Annotated in this window: 13 protein-coding genes; 3 read left to right on the top strand and 10 right to left on the bottom strand. The window is 61.8% G+C overall.

Features of this window, described 5'->3' with window-relative positions:
* Positions 1-75 precede the first annotated feature (75 nt).
* Complete coding sequence (locus BS630_RS25145; protein WP_072640612.1) at positions 76-654, top strand: TetR/AcrR family transcriptional regulator; 579 nt, start codon at positions 76-78, stop codon at positions 652-654.
* 75 nt (positions 655-729) lie between these two features.
* Complete coding sequence (locus BS630_RS25140) at positions 730-1,470, top strand: 3-oxoacyl-ACP reductase family protein (protein ID WP_017962030.1); 741 nt, start codon at positions 730-732, stop codon at positions 1,468-1,470.
* 54 nt (positions 1,471-1,524) lie between these two features.
* Here the strand turns inward: BS630_RS25140 and BS630_RS25135 are convergent, their stop codons facing one another.
* The 10 genes from BS630_RS25135 to BS630_RS25090 all read right to left on the bottom strand — a co-directional run bounded on the left by BS630_RS25135 (position 1,525) and on the right by BS630_RS25090 (position 13,218).
* Positions 1,525-2,622 (bottom strand): protein-glutamate methylesterase/protein-glutamine glutaminase, encoded by a 1,098-nt coding sequence (locus BS630_RS25135; RefSeq protein ID WP_017962031.1) that lies wholly within the window; start codon positions 2,620-2,622, stop codon positions 1,525-1,527.
* Between the two features lie 61 nt (positions 2,623-2,683).
* Positions 2,684-3,541: a CheR family methyltransferase gene (locus tag BS630_RS25130; RefSeq protein WP_077979542.1), complete on the bottom strand. Its 858-nt coding sequence runs from the start codon at positions 3,539-3,541 to the stop codon at positions 2,684-2,686.
* Positions 3,542-3,571: 30 nt separating this feature from the next.
* Positions 3,572-4,054 (bottom strand): chemotaxis protein CheW, encoded by a 483-nt coding sequence (locus BS630_RS25125; RefSeq protein WP_017962033.1) that lies wholly within the window; start codon positions 4,052-4,054, stop codon positions 3,572-3,574.
* Positions 4,051-5,868, bottom strand: coding sequence for a methyl-accepting chemotaxis protein (locus BS630_RS25120; protein WP_077979541.1), 1,818 nt, complete (start codon positions 5,866-5,868; stop codon positions 4,051-4,053). Before BS630_RS25120 ends, BS630_RS25125 begins: the two co-directional genes overlap by 4 nt.
* Positions 5,869-6,040: 172 nt before the next feature.
* Positions 6,041-7,963 carry a HAMP domain-containing methyl-accepting chemotaxis protein gene (locus BS630_RS25115; RefSeq protein WP_077979540.1) on the bottom strand — a complete coding sequence of 641 codons (1,923 nt, stop codon included), beginning with the start codon at positions 7,961-7,963 and terminating at the stop codon, positions 6,041-6,043.
* Between the two features lie 268 nt (positions 7,964-8,231).
* Complete coding sequence (locus BS630_RS25110) at positions 8,232-9,941, bottom strand: methyl-accepting chemotaxis protein (RefSeq protein ID WP_077979539.1); 1,710 nt, start codon at positions 9,939-9,941, stop codon at positions 8,232-8,234.
* Between the two features lie 31 nt (positions 9,942-9,972).
* Positions 9,973-10,482 carry a chemotaxis protein CheW gene (locus tag BS630_RS25105; RefSeq protein WP_017962036.1) on the bottom strand — a complete coding sequence of 170 codons (510 nt, stop codon included), beginning with the start codon at positions 10,480-10,482 and terminating at the stop codon, positions 9,973-9,975.
* Positions 10,479-12,527 (bottom strand): chemotaxis protein CheA, encoded by a 2,049-nt coding sequence (locus BS630_RS25100; RefSeq protein WP_077979538.1) that lies wholly within the window; start codon positions 12,525-12,527, stop codon positions 10,479-10,481. Before BS630_RS25100 ends, BS630_RS25105 begins: the two co-directional genes overlap by 4 nt.
* A complete protein-coding gene (locus BS630_RS25095; protein WP_003552634.1) occupies positions 12,524-12,892 on the bottom strand; it encodes a response regulator in 369 nt (122 codons plus the stop codon). The genes BS630_RS25100 and BS630_RS25095 overlap by 4 nt, the downstream gene beginning before the upstream one ends.
* Entirely contained in the window at positions 12,889-13,218 is a 330-nt protein-coding gene (locus tag BS630_RS25090; protein ID WP_077979537.1) for an STAS domain-containing protein, read from the bottom strand. Before BS630_RS25090 ends, BS630_RS25095 begins: the two co-directional genes overlap by 4 nt.
* Before the next feature lie 341 nt (positions 13,219-13,559).
* On the opposite strand from BS630_RS25090, the gene BS630_RS25085 reads away from it, so the two are divergent.
* On the top strand, positions 13,560-15,302 hold the full coding sequence (locus BS630_RS25085; RefSeq protein WP_077979536.1) for a chemotaxis protein: 1,743 nt from the start codon (positions 13,560-13,562) through the stop codon (positions 15,300-15,302).
* Positions 15,303-15,344: the final 42 nt, after the last annotated feature.

Below are 15,344 nucleotides of genomic sequence, written 5' to 3'. Positions count from 1 at the left end.
ATGGCTGCCCTGCGGTGCCGGAAACCATCAATTTTATTCTGGACAGATCAGTCCAATAAGAGTAGAAGCCTCGTCATGGCACGACACAAGGAATTCGATCGCGACACCGCCCTTCATGCCGCCATCGGCGTATTTTCCGAGCACGGCTATGAAGGCACCTCGACCGAGGAACTGCTGACGGCGATGAAGATCAGCCGGCAAAGCATGTACGACACCTTCGGCGACAAGCGCGGTCTCTATCTGGAAGCGCTGAAGCGCTACAATGTGGAGAGCATCGACAAGATCATCGCCGATCTTCGCCGCGAAGGCCGGCCGATCGAGGCGCTGGAAGGCGCTCTCGTCGCTTTCGCCTCACGTCCCGCTGCCGAGGCGCGGCGCGGCTGCCTCGGTGTCAGCGCCATCTGCGAATTCGGCCGCACCGATGCCGAGGTCGCAGCTCTTACCGACAGCGCCGGCCACGCGCTTCACGCGGCGATCGAGAGCCTTCTCGGGGAGGCTCGCAGGACCGGAGAACTCGCAACAGATATCGATATCGCCGACGCCATTCGGTTTCTCGGCGCTGCCTTGTCGGGCATGAAAGTCAGTGCCCGAAACGGCGCCCCACCCGCGACGCTCCGCGCTATCGCACGCATGGCAATCAGAAGCCTCCGCTGACGAGAACAACTCCGAGCTGATTTTCCATGAGTAATTCTAGACTGATCGATCCAAAAAAAACAGAAGGAAATCCGCATGCCTCAACCTCTTTCCACCAAGATCGCCCTCGTTACCGGCGGCTCGCGCGGCATCGGTGCCGCCATCGTCCGAAGGCTCGCCGCTGACGGAGCCGCGGTCGCCTTCACCTATTCCAGTTCGGAGCACAAGGCGAAGGCGATCGTCGCCGAGCTGGAGGCTGCCGGCGGCAGGGCGCTGGCGATCCGGGCCGACAGTGCCGATGCGAAAGCCGTACAGGATGCCGTCGTGCTTACAGCCGAGACCTTCGGCGGTCTCGACATTCTCGTCAGCAATGCCGGGATTCTCATCCTCAACCCGCTCGACGACTATTCGCTCGAAGATTTCGACCGGATGTTCGCCGTTAATGTCCGCGCTGCCTTCGTCGGCATCCAGGCAGCGGCAAGACATATGAAGGAAGGCGGCCGCATCATCACCATCGGCAGCGTCACCGCCGATCGCAGCGGCTTTCCGACCTCCGCAGTCTACAGCATGACGAAGGGCGCGATCGCCTCGATGACCCGCGGCCTCGCCCGCGATCTCGGCCCACGCGGCATCACCGTCAACAACATCCAGCCCGGCCCGACGGCGACCGACATGAACCCCAATGAGGACGATCATGAGCGCCTCAAGCCGCTGATGGCGCTTGGCCGCCTGGGTGAGGACCGCGAGATCGCCGGCCTCGCCGCCTATCTCGCCAGTGCCGAGGCCGCCTTCGTCACCGGCGCCAGCCTGACGATCGACGGCGGTTATCTTGCCTGAACAGAAAACCTGTAGGGTGATATCAAGAGACGGTCCGGTTGTTTCAAACAGCTCCTAGAACTTCTGCTGCGTCATCAGCACTTCGCGAGCGATCTGATCGAGCGGCAAGACCCGATCGACGCCGCCTTTGGCGATCGCCTCCTTCGGCATGCCGAAAACAACGGAACTCGCCTCGTCCTGCGCCACCGTGTGGGCGCCGGCCTGGTGCATTTCCAGCATGCCGCGCGCGCCGTCGTCGCCCATACCGGTCATGATGATCCCCATGGCGTTCGAGCCGGCCGAGCGCGCCGCCGAGCGGAAAAGTACGTCGACGGAAGGCCGGTGTCGCGACACCAGCGGCCCGGTCTTGACGCTCACATAGTAGCGCGCACCCTGGCGCTCGAGCAGCATGTGCTTGTCGCCTGGCGCGATCAGCACATGGCCGCGCAGCACCGGATCGCCATCGACGGCCTCCTTGACCTCGACCTCGCAGAGCCCGTTCAACCGCTTGGCGAAGGCGGCGGTGAATTTCTCCGGCATATGCTGGACGATCACCATGCCAGGCGCATTGGCCGGCAGTTCCTCCAGGAACTCGCGCAGTGCTTCGGTGCCGCCGGTGGAGGCACCGACGCAGACGACCATCTCAGTCGTCTTCGCCATGGCCCGCCCCGTCGGCGGCGGCAGCATCACATCCGCCGTCAGCTTCTTGGCCGGCCCTTCGACTGAGGCAGAGCGGATGGTTCCGGCGGCGCGGCGGACGTTGGAAAGCCGTGCATGCGAGGCGCTCTTGACGACTTCGCGAATACGCATCGCATCGTCGGAAAGGCTGTCGGCGGCGCCGATCTTCGATTTCAGGATGACGTCGACGGCACCGGCCTCCAGCGCCTGGAGCAGCGTTTCCGATCCCGCCTCCGTCAGCGACGAGCACATCACGACGGGGATCGGCCGTTGCGACATCAGCTTACGCAGGAAGGTGATGCCATCCATGCGCGGCATCTCCACATCGAGCGTGATGACATCGGGGATCTCTTCCTGCAGCTTCCGCGCCGCCATGAACGGGTCGGATGCGACCGCCATGATCTCGATATCGGGATCCTGCTCCAGCACATGGGTCAGCGTCTGGCGGATGCTGGCGGAATCGTCGATGATGAGAACGCGGATTTTCTTAGCCATGAATACCCCTAATGCATGCCGTCCAGAAGTGCGCAGCCGTTTTGAGATGACGCGATGCGCTTTAGCTACGCTGAAACACCGTATTCGAGACCTGCTTCAACGGCAGATCGAAGCCGGTGATCGATTCAGAATGGCCGATGAACATGTAGCCGCCCTTCGCCAGGCAATCACAGAGACGGTTGAGAACGCCAGCCTGAGTCTGCTTGTCGAAATAGATTAGCACGTTGCGGCAGAAGATGACGTGCATCGGCTCGCCGATCGGGTATTTCTCGTCCATCAGGTTCATACGGGCAAAACCGATCTTGCTACGCAGTTTCGGCGTAATGCGCACCTCCCGCCGACCCGGCTGCTTGGCCGTCAGCACGTATTTGCGCTGCAGGTCGCGCGGCACGGGTGCGATGAGGTCTTCCGGATAGATGCCGCGGCGCGCCGTCTGCAGCACGTCGGTGGAAAGGTCGGTCGCCATTACGCTGTAGGAGACGTCGTTGCGGCCTTCGGCGAACTCCGCCAGCACCATCGCCATCGTGTAGGGTTCGGCCCCCGTCGAGCAAGCCGCACTCCAGGTGCGGATGGTCCGCACGCCGCTGTTGGTGATCGCAGGCAACGCCACGCTCTGCAGATAGTCGAAATGCTTGGCTTCGCGGAAGAAGTCGGTCTTGTTGGTCGTCACCACGTCGATCAGGTAGACGGTTTCCTGGGCGAGGCCATCCTCATAGAACAGGAAGTCGCAATAGTCGTCGAAGGTCGCGTGGTTGGTTGCGCGAAGGCGGCGCCTCAGCCGCCCTTCGAGCATCGTCAGCTTGGTCGGCGGCATCTTGATGCCGCTATAGTCGTAGATGAACCGGGCAAGCTTGTCGAAATTGCGCTTGCTGATCCGGTCGCCCGGCAATTGGGTTTCCACCGCTGCTGCCATACTCATAGAATGCAGTACTCCGAATTGATGCGCGGATCAGGCCGCCGATTGCAGTACCGAGGCGTCCTCGCGCGACAGCAAGCGTGCAAGATCGATGATGACGACGAAGCCGTGTTCACGGCGAACGACGCCGGCGATATAGTCCGAGCGCCAGCGCACGCCGATATCGGGCGCCGCCTCAATCTGCTCGCGCCGGAACGGCGTGACCTCGAAGACCCGGTCGGCGACGAGGCCGAGGGTCAGAAGCCGGCTTTCCATCGGCACGTCGAGGACGAGCACCCGCGTATGCGGCGTCGGCACGGTCTTCGTCATGCCGAGCTTCAAGCGAAGATCGATCGTCGGCACGCCCTGCCCGCGCACGTCGCGCAGACCGAGCAAATAGTCAGGACCATTCGGAATCTTGAAGGCCTCCGCATAGTCGAGGATTTCCCGCACCACCTCAACCGGCACGGCGAAGATCTCCTCGCCGAGGCTGAAGGTCACGAATTGCGCTTCCAGGGAGGTCGTGGCCATGATCATGCGCTTTCCTTGAATTCGGCGTCCCCATCATCGGGACCGCCCATGGAGAGATCGAGAGCGAAGCCTTTCGCCCGCGCCTGCTGACCGGCGACGCTGTTGGCGGCTGGTTTTTTGGCCCCCGGCTTGCGGGCGGTGGCCGGAGCCGGACTGCGCACCGTCATCCTGGCAGCTGGCGTGCGGTCACGGCGGCCGCCCGCCATATCGACCTTGAAGAAGGCGATCGACGTCTGCAATTCCTCGGCCTGGGAGGCGAGCTCTTCCGAGGTTGCCGACATCTGCTCGGAGGCGCCGGCATTCTGCTGCGTCACCTTGTCGAGCTGCTGGATCGCTTCGTTGATCTGCGAGGCGCCGATATCCTGTTCGCGGCAGGCCGCACTGATCTCGGACACGAGTTCCGCCGTCTTGCGGATGTCGGGCACCAGGCGGCCGAGCATGTCGCCCGCTTCCTGGGCGGCTTTGACAGTATCACCGGACATCGCGCCGATTTCGGCGGCAGCCGACTGGCTGCGTTCAGCAAGCTTGCGCACCTCCGAAGCGACGACCGCAAAACCCTTACCGTGCTCACCGGCACGAGCGGCTTCAACGGCGGCGTTGAGGGCGAGAAGGTCGGTCTGGCGGGCGATTTCCTGGACGATGCCGATCTTCTGGGCAATCGTACGCATGGCATCGACAGCGCGGGAGACAGCCTCTCCGCTGGCTTCCGCATCCTTGGCCGACTGACGAGCGATCTTTTCTGTCTGCGCGGCATTGTCGGCGTTCTGCTTGATGTTCGACGCCATTTCCTCCATCGAGGCGGAAGCCTCTTCGGCGGAAGCCGCCTGTTCGGTGGCGCCCTGCGATACCTGTTCCGAGCTTGCCGAAAGCTCCTGGCTGCCGGAGGAGACGTTCTCGGCAGCTGAGATCGCATCGGCGACGACGCCGCGCAGGCGCTCGACCATCTGTTCCAGCGCGATGCCGAGCATATCCTTCTCCGAAAGGGGCTTCGGAGAAACCGTCAGGTCGCCGTTCGAGATCTGATTGGCGATCGTTGCGGTAGTGCGCAGGTTCGCCGTCATCCGGCTCATCGAATGGACGAGATCGCGGATTTCGTCGTTGCTCTTGTGCTCGATGTTCTGTTCGAGGTCGCCGATGCTGACGGCATCGGCAAGGTTGACGGCGCGCTTCAGGCCCCGCGAAATGTTGAGCAGGATCCAGATCGCTGCTGCCGACGAGACGATGATCAGGCCGATCGTCATCATGACCAGCAGATTGCGCGAGTGCGCATACTGATCGTTGGTGGCGGCGTCGGTTTCGGCGACATTGCCGGTCACCGTGTCGTTCAGCTTGGTGAGGATGCCGAGAAGCTGGGTCGTCACCTGCTGGCCTTCGCCCATCGAGATGACGCCGGCCTGAGTGTTGGACTCCGTCGTGTTCTGCGTGGCGAGACCGGCGACGCGATCCTGCAGCGCTGTCCACTTGCCGTAGAGGTCGCCGAACTGGCTCATGCCATTCCTGATATCAGGGTCTTCCGAAGCAGCGAGGCGAGCCTGCAATGTCTTGATCTGCTCGCGCTGCTGCGAGATCTCATCGACATAACCGGTGATCTTGGTCGGATCGGTGTTGATGATCGCATCCTTTTCGGCGCGGATCGAGCGCATCACGGCGTCGGAGAGATCGCCGGAATCGCGCAGATTGGCGACCGGACCGGCAACCATGATCGAGATCTCGCTGTTCAGCGACGAGAGATTATAGATCGAAAGACCGGCCATCGCACAGGTCAGGAGAACGATGAAACCGAACACTAGGCTCAGTTTTAATTTGATTGTGAAGCGCATTTCAGAACCCCCGTTAGTACCGCGGCGGATATTCCGCCAGATCGCACATCGTGCCGTCGTAAAAACGCTTCATGCGTCACCGGCGGAGCCGGCATGACCAGGTGCGTCCATGCACCGGTTCAATCGAGGGCCGCTATCCACCGCGGCCCCCCGCTTCTGCATCGGAAAAGCCCTATGCGCTTTCACGGAACTCGTCATCGGTCGTATCGGGACCGCCCATCGACATATCGAGGGCAAAGCCCTTCACGCGGGCCTGCTGGCCGGCGACCGTATTGGCAGGCGCCTTGCCAGCCGGTTTGCGCGGTGCGGCCGGAACCCGGTTGCGAACGGTGAGTTTTGTAGCCGGTGCGCGCTCGCGGCGCCCGCCTGCCATGTCGACTCTGAAGAAAGCAATCGACATCTGCAGCTCTTCAGCCTGGGAGGCGAGTTCCTCCGAGGTTGCCGACATCTGCTCGGAGGCTCCGGCATTCTGCTGCGTCACCTTGTCAAGCTGCTGGATAGCTTCGTTGATCTGGGCCGCCCCGATATCCTGTTCGCGGCAGGCAGCACTGATCTCGGAAACGAGTTCCGCCGTCTTGCGGATGTCGGGCACCAGGCGGCCGAGCATTTCGCCCGCTTCCTGGGCCGCGGTCACCGTATCGCTCGACATTGAGCTTATCTCGGCGGCGGCCGACTGACTGCGTTCAGCAAGCTTGCGCACTTCGGATGCAACGACTGCGAAACCCTTACCGTGCTCACCGGCACGAGCGGCTTCAACGGCGGCGTTGAGGGCGAGAAGGTCGGTCTGCCGGGCGATTTCCTGGACGATGCCGATCTTCTGGGCAATCGTACGCATGGCGTCGACAGCGCGGGAGACAGCCTCGCCACTGGCTTCCGCATCCCTGGCCGACTGACGGGCGATCTTTTCTGTCTGCGCGGCATTGTCGGCGTTCTGCTTGATGTTCGACGCCATTTCCTCCATCGAGGCGGACGCCTCTTCGGCGGAAGCCGCCTGTTCGGTGGCGCCCTGCGACACCTGCTCGGAGCTTGCCGAAAGTTCCTGGCTGCCGGAAGAGACGTTCTCGGCGGCCGAGATCGCATCGGCGACGACGCCGCGCAGGCGTTCGACCATCTGTTCGAGCGCGATACCGAGTGCATCCTTGTCGGAGAGCGGCTTTGGAGACACCGTCAGGTCGCCGTTCGCGATCTGATCGGCGATGCCGGCGGTGGTCCGCAGGTTGGAGATCATGCTCTGCATCGCGATGCCGAGCGTATCCTTGTCCGAAAGCGGCTTGGCATCGGTGCTGAGGTCGCCCATGGCAATCTGATCGGCGAGTGCTGCCGTGGCGCGCAGATTGGCAGTCATGGCATTGACCGTATTGATGAGATCCTTGATCTCGTCATTGCTCTTGACATCGACCTTCTGGTTGAGGTCCCCGATCGCGACTGCGTTTGCAACAGTCGTAATCTTCCGCAGGCCGTTGTTGATGCCGAGCGTGATCCACAAGGCGGCGCCGAGTGCGACAAGCACGGCGATGCCGGAAGCGGTGGCGAGGATCAGCTTGGTCGAGTTATAAAGTTCGGTATTCGAGTGATCGGTCGCCTGCATGCCCTTGCGCTGGATCTCGGTAAGGGCGGCGATCGCATCGCCCATGTCGTTGGTCATCGCCCGGAGATCACCGAGTGAAAGCGCCAGCGCGCCTGATTTGTCGCCCTTAACATCAAGTTGCTGCAGCTCGGCGGATTTTTCACGGAATTTCTCGCCGACCGTCCGCAGCTTTTCCCAATGGGGCTTGCCTTCCGGCAAGGCGATCGCAAGGCCGCCATCGACGGCGTCGAACATGGCCTGTAGATTCTGATCAGCTTCCTTGTAGAAACCGGCAGCCACGTCGGTATCCGTGGAAAGCAGAGCGTTCTTCTGGGCGCGGATGGCATTGACTTCGGCAACATTGGCGTTCAGCGCAAGTTCAAGGCGGCGCATCGGGCCGGCGATCATATTGCCGCTTGCCTCGTTCAAGGTGCCGAGGCTCAGGCTTCCATAAACCGCGATGCCGATCAGCAGCAGCGTCATGATGCCGAAGGCAAGACCCAGCTTGAGTTTGATGGTGAAACGCATGTGATACCCCTATTTACGGTCAAAACGAATGGATAGAGACACGTCCCATCGGTGGGGCGTCGAGCTTGAAAGTGATGTGTCTGAAAAGGGGGAAAGCGACTACATTCACTTCCCGGCAGCCGGACATCTATCGATCGCAGCGCCAACGCCTACATGCGTTGGGGGATATTCCCACCTCGGGCCACCGGAACAGCCCGAGGGATTATGGCGAAAGCGTTCGGGTGCTTTTGCCAGGGGGAGCGCTTATGCACTTTCCCCAGGGGAGCGCCTATGCGCTCTCCCTAAAGTCGTCGTCGCCGGCGTCTGGACCGCCCATCGACATATCGAGAGCAAAGCCCTTGAGACGCTGCTGCTGAGCCGAAACCGTCTGGCCACGGCCTTGGCCGATAGCCTGCTGCGCGGGCTTGCGGACAGCGGCTGGGGCCTTGATCACCTTGGTCGAAGCTTTTGGCTGCGCCTTGTAGGCGCCGGGCCGTGCGCTGCCTGCCGTATCGACCTTGAAGAAGGCGATCGACGTCTGCAGCTCTTCGGCCTGGGAGGCGAGTTCCTCGGAAGTTGCCGACATCTGCTCGGAAGCGCCGGCATTCTGCTGCGTCACCTTGTCGAGCTGCTGGATCGCTTCATTGATCTGCGAGGCGCCGATATCCTGCTCGCGGCAGGCGGCACTGATTTCGGAAACGAGTTCCGCCGTCTTGCGGATGTCGGGCACCAGACGGCCGAGCATGTCGCCGGCATCGGCGGCAGCCTTGACCGTATCGGTCGACATCGCGCTGATTTCGGCGGCAGCCGACTGGCTGCGTTCCGCAAGCTTGCGCACCTCCGAGGCGACGACCGCAAAACCCTTGCCATGTTCGCCGGCACGAGCAGCTTCAACGGCAGCGTTGAGCGCCAAGAGATCGGTCTGGCGGGCGATTTCCTGGACGATGCCGATCTTCTGGGCGATGGTGCGCATCGCGTCCACGGCACGCGTCACCGCTTCCCCGCTCATCTCCGCATCCTTGGCCGACTGGCGAGCGATCTTTTCGGTCTGGGCGGCGTTATCGGCGTTCTGTTTGATGTTGGCGGCCATCTGCTCCATCGAGGCGGAAGCCTCTTCGGCGGAAGCCGCCTGCTCGGTGGCACCCTGCGATACCTGTTCCGAACTCGCCGAAAGCTGCTGGCTGCCGGAAGAGACATTGTCGGCGGCCGACAGTGCGTCGGCAACGACGCCGCGCAGACGTTCGATCATGGTATTGACGTTGCCCAGAAGTTCGCCGATTTCGTCACGGCTGGTGATATCGGCCATCTTCGTCAGATCGCCTTCGGACACTTCCCGAACCACGGCGTTGGCACGGCTAAGGCCCTTGCTGATCGTGCTGGCGATCCAGAATGCGGTAATCGCAGCAACCAGCAGAGCAACAGCTGCCACCGCCATCATCATGGTGCGTGTGGCCGCATACTGCGCGTCGGCATCATCGTCGGCGGCCTTCATGCGCTGCTTTTCAAGTGCCAGGATTTCGCTAAGCGTCGAGTCGATATCGTTGACAGCGGCCCGCGCCGCCGTCACGGAGACGGTATTTGCGCCTTCTGCGTTGCCTGCCTTCACGTAGTCACGAATCTGATCGTCGGCTGCCGTGAAGCTCTTGGAAAGTTCGGCAATACGAGCCCAGCGCGCCTTGCCTTCTTCGGTTGCCAGCGCCAGTACCTGGCCGAAGGCATCTGTGAAGTCCTTGCGGGCCTGATTGCCCTTGGCGATCGCACCTGCGGTTTCGTCGGCAGTGCGGGCAGCGAGCAGGTTCTTCTGCTGGCGGATGGCCTCGAGCTGAGCAATGTTGATTTGCTGGGCGAGGTCGAGACGGGCTGCGGGACCGGCGAGAAGATTGCCAATCGTGTCGTTCAGCGATCCTAGGCTGAAAATGCCGTAGGCAGCGGTGCCCATAAGCATGAGGATGATGAAAGTGAACGCCGTCACCAGTTTTGTCTTGATTGTCAATCGCATCGGTCTAACCCCAGTTTGAACTCAGCCGACATCAGCTGGCGGCTCCCGCCGCGTCGTGCCTCGATGAAAAGATCGCCTGCAGATTGGGGAGAATGATGAATTCTCCGCCCCTCTTCACCAGGCAGTTGATGTAATCGGCGCGCCAGCGCATGCCGACGCTCGGTGGCGCCTCGCTGGCGGATTTTGCAAGCGTCGTCACCTCGTTCACCTTATCGGTCCTGAGGCCGACGAGCGTCGGCTCGCCCTGCAGATCGATCTCGATGACGATGAACCGGCTGTCGATCGTCGCCTCTGCTGCTTCCATCCCGAAGGCGAGACGCAGATCGGCGAGCGGAATGACTTTGCCGCGAAAGTTGATGACGCTGGCGACGAAGGGCTGGCTGCCCGGCACCGCGGTCTCGGGAAGCAGATCCAGGATTTCCTGGACGATGACAGCTTCCAGCGCGAAGGTTTCGCCGTTGAGATCGAAGGTCAGGACCTCGACTTCCTCGGCATAGTTCCAGTGGTTGTCAAATCGTTCGGCTGCTGCTGTTGCACTCATCCTGCTACACGCAACTGCGCCTCCTGTTGCTGACCCGCGGCAACCAGGTGCCCGACGTCGAGAATGAGAGCGACGCTGCCGTCGCCGAGAATGGTGGCGCCCGAGAAGGTCGCGACGTTGTTGTGCAGCTTCGACATCGACTTGATGACCGTCTGGTGGTCGCCGATGATCTGGTCGACGACGAGGCCGACGCGCTCCGTGCCTGTGGAGATGACGACGACCTTCTGATGCACGTCGGGCTTGGTGCCGGTGCGGAAGAGATCGCGCAGGCGCAGGAACGGCACCAGGCTGTCGCGCAGCGAGATAAAGCTGCGGCCGCGCGAGCGAAGATCTTCCTCGAGCGACAGTTCGAGGCATTCCTCGACCGCCGAGAGCGGGATCACGTAGCGGCCGGAACCGACGCGCACCAGCAGGCCGTCGATGATGGCGAGCGTCAGCGGGATGCGCAGCGACACTTCCGAACCCTGTCCCGGCACACTGACGATGTCGATCGCGCCGCGAAGCGCTTCGACCGTCTTCTTGACGACGTCCATGCCGACGCCGCGGCCGGACAGATTGGTGATCGCCGCCGCCGTCGAGAAGCCGGGAGCAAAGATCAATTGCAGCAGCTCGGAGTCGGAAAGCGGCTGGCCGGGCTGGATGAGGCCCGAGGATTCCGCCTTGGCGCGAACCCGTTCGCGATTGATGCCGCGGCCGTCGTCCTTGATCGAGATGATCACCTCGCCGCCGGCTTGACGGGCCGAAAGCGTCACCGTACCGGCTTCGCTCTTGCCGGAGGCAAGCCGGTCGGCGGGCGTTTCGAGGCCGTGATCGATTGAGTTGCGCACCAGATGCACCAGCGGATCGGCCAGACGCTCGATGACGGTTTTGTCGACTTCGGTGCTCTCGCCCTCCGTCACCAGCTCGATCACCTTGCCGGTTTCGCGAGCGAGATCGTGAACGAGGCGGCGGAAACGGGAGAAGAGGGTGGCGACCGGCACCATGCGCAGCACCATCATCGTGTCGCGCAATTCACCGGAGAGACGTTCGATCTCTTCCGAGACGGAGCGCAGTGCGATATCGGTGCTGGCGCTGGCGAGCTGGCTGAGGCGCGATTGCGCGATGACGAGTTCTCCGACGCGGTCCATCAGCTCATCGAGACGTTCGGCCGGAACGCGGACATTCTCGGCCGCCTTCGCCTGGCTGACGGCGGCGGGCACTTCGCGCTTGACCGGAACCGCCTCGACGGGACGGAACTCCGCGACAGTGGTCGGTGAAACGGGGGCCGCCGATGCTGCGGCGACAGGGGCAGGTGCAGCCTTTTCCTCGACCGGAGCGGCGGTTGCCGCTGCCGACGCGTCGATCTCCTCGACGCTGAGTTCCATGTCATCGAGCACGAAGATGAAGACGTCGTCGATCGCCGAGCGGTCCTGTTCGCTGGTCAGCGTCACGTCCCAGGAAATGTGGAGTTCCGTCGGAGCCAGCGCGTCGAGGGGCGGAATGGCCGAGGTGTCGGCGCGCACGGTGCATTCGCCGAGATCGCGCAGCTCGTCCAGCAGGCCGAGCGGGTTGGTGCCGTTGGCCATCGAATTGGCGGGCAGGCTGAAGCGGACGCGCCAGCTGTTCTTCTTCTTCTTCGCCGCTGCGTCGCGCACGGCTGCGGGTACGGAAACAGCGGCCGGCGCTGCTTCCTTGCCGCCGACGGCAGCTTGCAGCTGCGCCAGAAGTTTATGCCCGATATCGCCGTGATCGGCGTCCGGCTGGTCGACCAGGGCCCGCATGTGGTCCTGGGCGGCGAGAACGGCGGCGACGAGTTCGCTGGTCGCCGCGACCTCGCCCTTGCGGACACGGTCGAAGGCCGTTTCGCAATGATGGGTGAAGGCGGCAAGCGCCTCGAAACCGAACATCGCGCCGGAGCCCTTGAGCGTGTGGAGGCCGCGGAACACGGCGTCGACGAGATCCTTGTTGTCGAGCTGGTGGGTCAGGTCGAGAAGACCGGCCTCGATCGCTTCGAGGCATTCGGCGGCTTCGGTGCGGAATACGGCAACCGGATCGAGCGTACTCATCGTCCGAGAACCTTCTTCACGATCTTCACCAGGCTTTCCGGGTCGAACGGCTTGGTCAGCCAGCCTGTGGCGCCGGCGGCCTTGGCACGCGCCTTGAGATCGGCGTCCGATTCCGTCGTCAGGAAGATGATCGGAACACCGGCCTGCGCCGGCAGCTTGCGCAGTTCCTCGATCATCGTCAGCCCGTCCATGACAGGCATGTTGAGATCGGTCACGATCAGATCGAAGCTGCTTCCCTTAGCCGTCGCCAGGCCCTCTGCCCCGTTGACCGCCTCGGTGACGCTATAGCCGGCATTGGTCAGCGTGACCTTGGTGGTCAGACGGATGCTGGCGGAATCGTCGACAGTCAGGATATTTGCACTCATAACGTCACCTCTTTATGCAACCAGAAATTCGCGTCTTCGTGATCGAAGGATTCGATGAAACCTGCGCGTTCAAGTACCTTCAGGACAGAGCCGCTGGCTGGCGAAGAAAGTTTGAACGTCTTTCCCTTGGCTTTTGCTTGGCGGCGCGAGGATTCGATGAGTTGAACGAAACTCAGATCCGCTTCCGCGCCTTCGGGAATGCTGACGATGATTGTATCATTGCTGCGAAATTCATCAGTAACCTTTGAATATAGTTCGGGAATGTTGCGAATATTGAGCACGTCCGGCAAAATTATAGATTCGTAATATTGTTTTTGAGTATCCAATGCAGCCTCCTGGGCCAGGGAAATACTTGATGACCCTAAAAGGACTCTCACGGCAGCGTTAATGCAGAGTAAACAGCGGTTGTAGGAAACTGCCGTATAGCGCGTTCCGCGACTCCCAATTCTCATCCGGGATAAGTTATATTTTTCCTCAAAATTTAGAAATAAATAAAGTAAAAACAGCATGTTGAACTACCCCGCGCGACAGTGACGCTTTCACCGGCACCCCATCGACATCTTTCGTTAATCACAACGCTGGCGAGTCCCGGCGCGTTTACCGGACGTTTCCATCCTGCTCGTAAAAATAGAGTCGAATTGCCTGTATTTTGAGAAAAGGTATAAAATTGGCATACGCTCTGGCACCATCGAACGCTGTAGCCTACACGTCAGGGCGGGACATCAGCCAGACCCTGGAATCTGCTCGTAGCGAGGTCGAGGAACGTTTCCTCGAAGGCGGCACCGTGTTGCTGTCGGTGATGGATGTCCTCAACCGTCTGTTGAACTCGCTCGAGAGTGTCACCACGGCGCTCGATAACAAGGAGGCGAGCGACACCAGCGCCGATCTCCGCGCCACGGTGGAGAGCCTGATGGCGCTGCCCGTCACCGAGGAAAACCGGCAGCAGGCGCTGGTCTCGCTGGCGCATACCGGCAGGGAACTGCGCAAGCACGTCGCCGACATGCAGGAGACGATGCGTTATCTGAGAACCTTCGCGGTCACCGTGAAGATCACCGGTGCCGGCCTTGCCGAATTCGCCGGCTTCGCCCAGGAGATCCTGGAGCGCATCTATTCCGGCACCGATGAGGTCAATCGTTTCGCCACGCACCTCGACAGTCTCGACAAGGAGGTCAAGCTCGCCGCCTCCTTTGGCGCCGGTGTTTCCAAGAGCTATGCCGATACTGTTCCGGCCGTCGCCGGAGCCCTGCGCGATGATGCCGCCAAGATCGCCGGACACCGCAAGGATCTCGGCGTCATCGCCCGCGAGGTCGGCGCAATTGCTCGCGCCGTCCAGGGCAAGGTCGCCTCGACGCTGTCCGCCCTGCAGATCGGCGATATCACCCGCCAGCGCATCGAGCATGTGCAGGCTACCTTTTCGCTGCTTGAAGATTTCTTTGCCGGCGAAGATGGCGCCAGACTCGACGCCGGCGCGCGCCAGCGCCTCCAGAACGTCATTCACCATCTGACAGCGGCGCAGATGAGCGACATGTGCGCAAATTTCCAGCGGGAGTCTGAAAACGTCGTCAAGACTATCGCGAGTTTCGACCACGACATGCGGGAGATTCTCAAGCTGCGCGATCAGATGAGCGGTCAGAGTGGCGAGGCCGGCGGCAACTTCATGCGCGCGCTGGAATCCAGCGTTTCGGCCGCCCATGAAATCGTCAAGCAGGTCGATACGGCAAGCCGCCAGGCCGACCAGGTGAGCCAGTCGACGATCGGTACGGCAGCCAAGCTCTCCGAAGCGATCGGCAACATCCGCGCCGTCAAGACCGACATTCACTATATGGCGTTGAATACCAACCTGCGCTGCAGCCGGCTCGGCGAGGAAGGCAGGTCGATCAACGTCGTCACCGCCGAGTTGCGTATCTTCGCCGGCAAGCTCGACGATTCCGCCGACGCCATCGTCAACGGCCTGCCGGCGCTCGAAGCTGCGGCCGGGCGCGTCGCCCCCGCCACGGATGCCGGAGCCGGCAACCTCGGAGAAAGCCTGACCTCGGCCGTCGGCAACATCCGCTCTGCAGCCAACGTGATGGAAAACGAGCTGAAGGTGCTCGCCGAGAATGGTCGCGAGGTCGCCACCAAGATCAGCCTGCTGATCGGCAAGCTCGATTTCCAGCATAATCTGGGGGAAGTCCTTGCCGGCTGCGCCGATATGCTCGAAGGCGTCGTCGGCACCGATGTCGCCGATATCTCCGATCTCGCAGAGACGATCGCACCGCTCGACCGCAAGATCTTCAAACACTATACGATGGTCCAGGAGCGCAGCATTCATCGCGGCATCATTCCGGCGAGCGAGGACAGCACCTCCGCTCCCGCCGAAACCGCCAAAGCCGAAAACGATGAAGACCTCTTCGCCGATGCGCTTTTTTAGGTTGGACCGCTACAGTGCCGCACGTCTTTTCAGACGCGCGAA

This window comes from Rhizobium laguerreae (genome assembly GCF_002008165.1).
In the GTDB taxonomy this organism is placed as follows: domain Bacteria; phylum Pseudomonadota; class Alphaproteobacteria; order Rhizobiales; family Rhizobiaceae; genus Rhizobium; species Rhizobium laguerreae.
The sequence above is the reverse complement of the archived record's forward strand: the minus strand, read 5'-3'. Positions and strand labels throughout refer to the sequence as shown.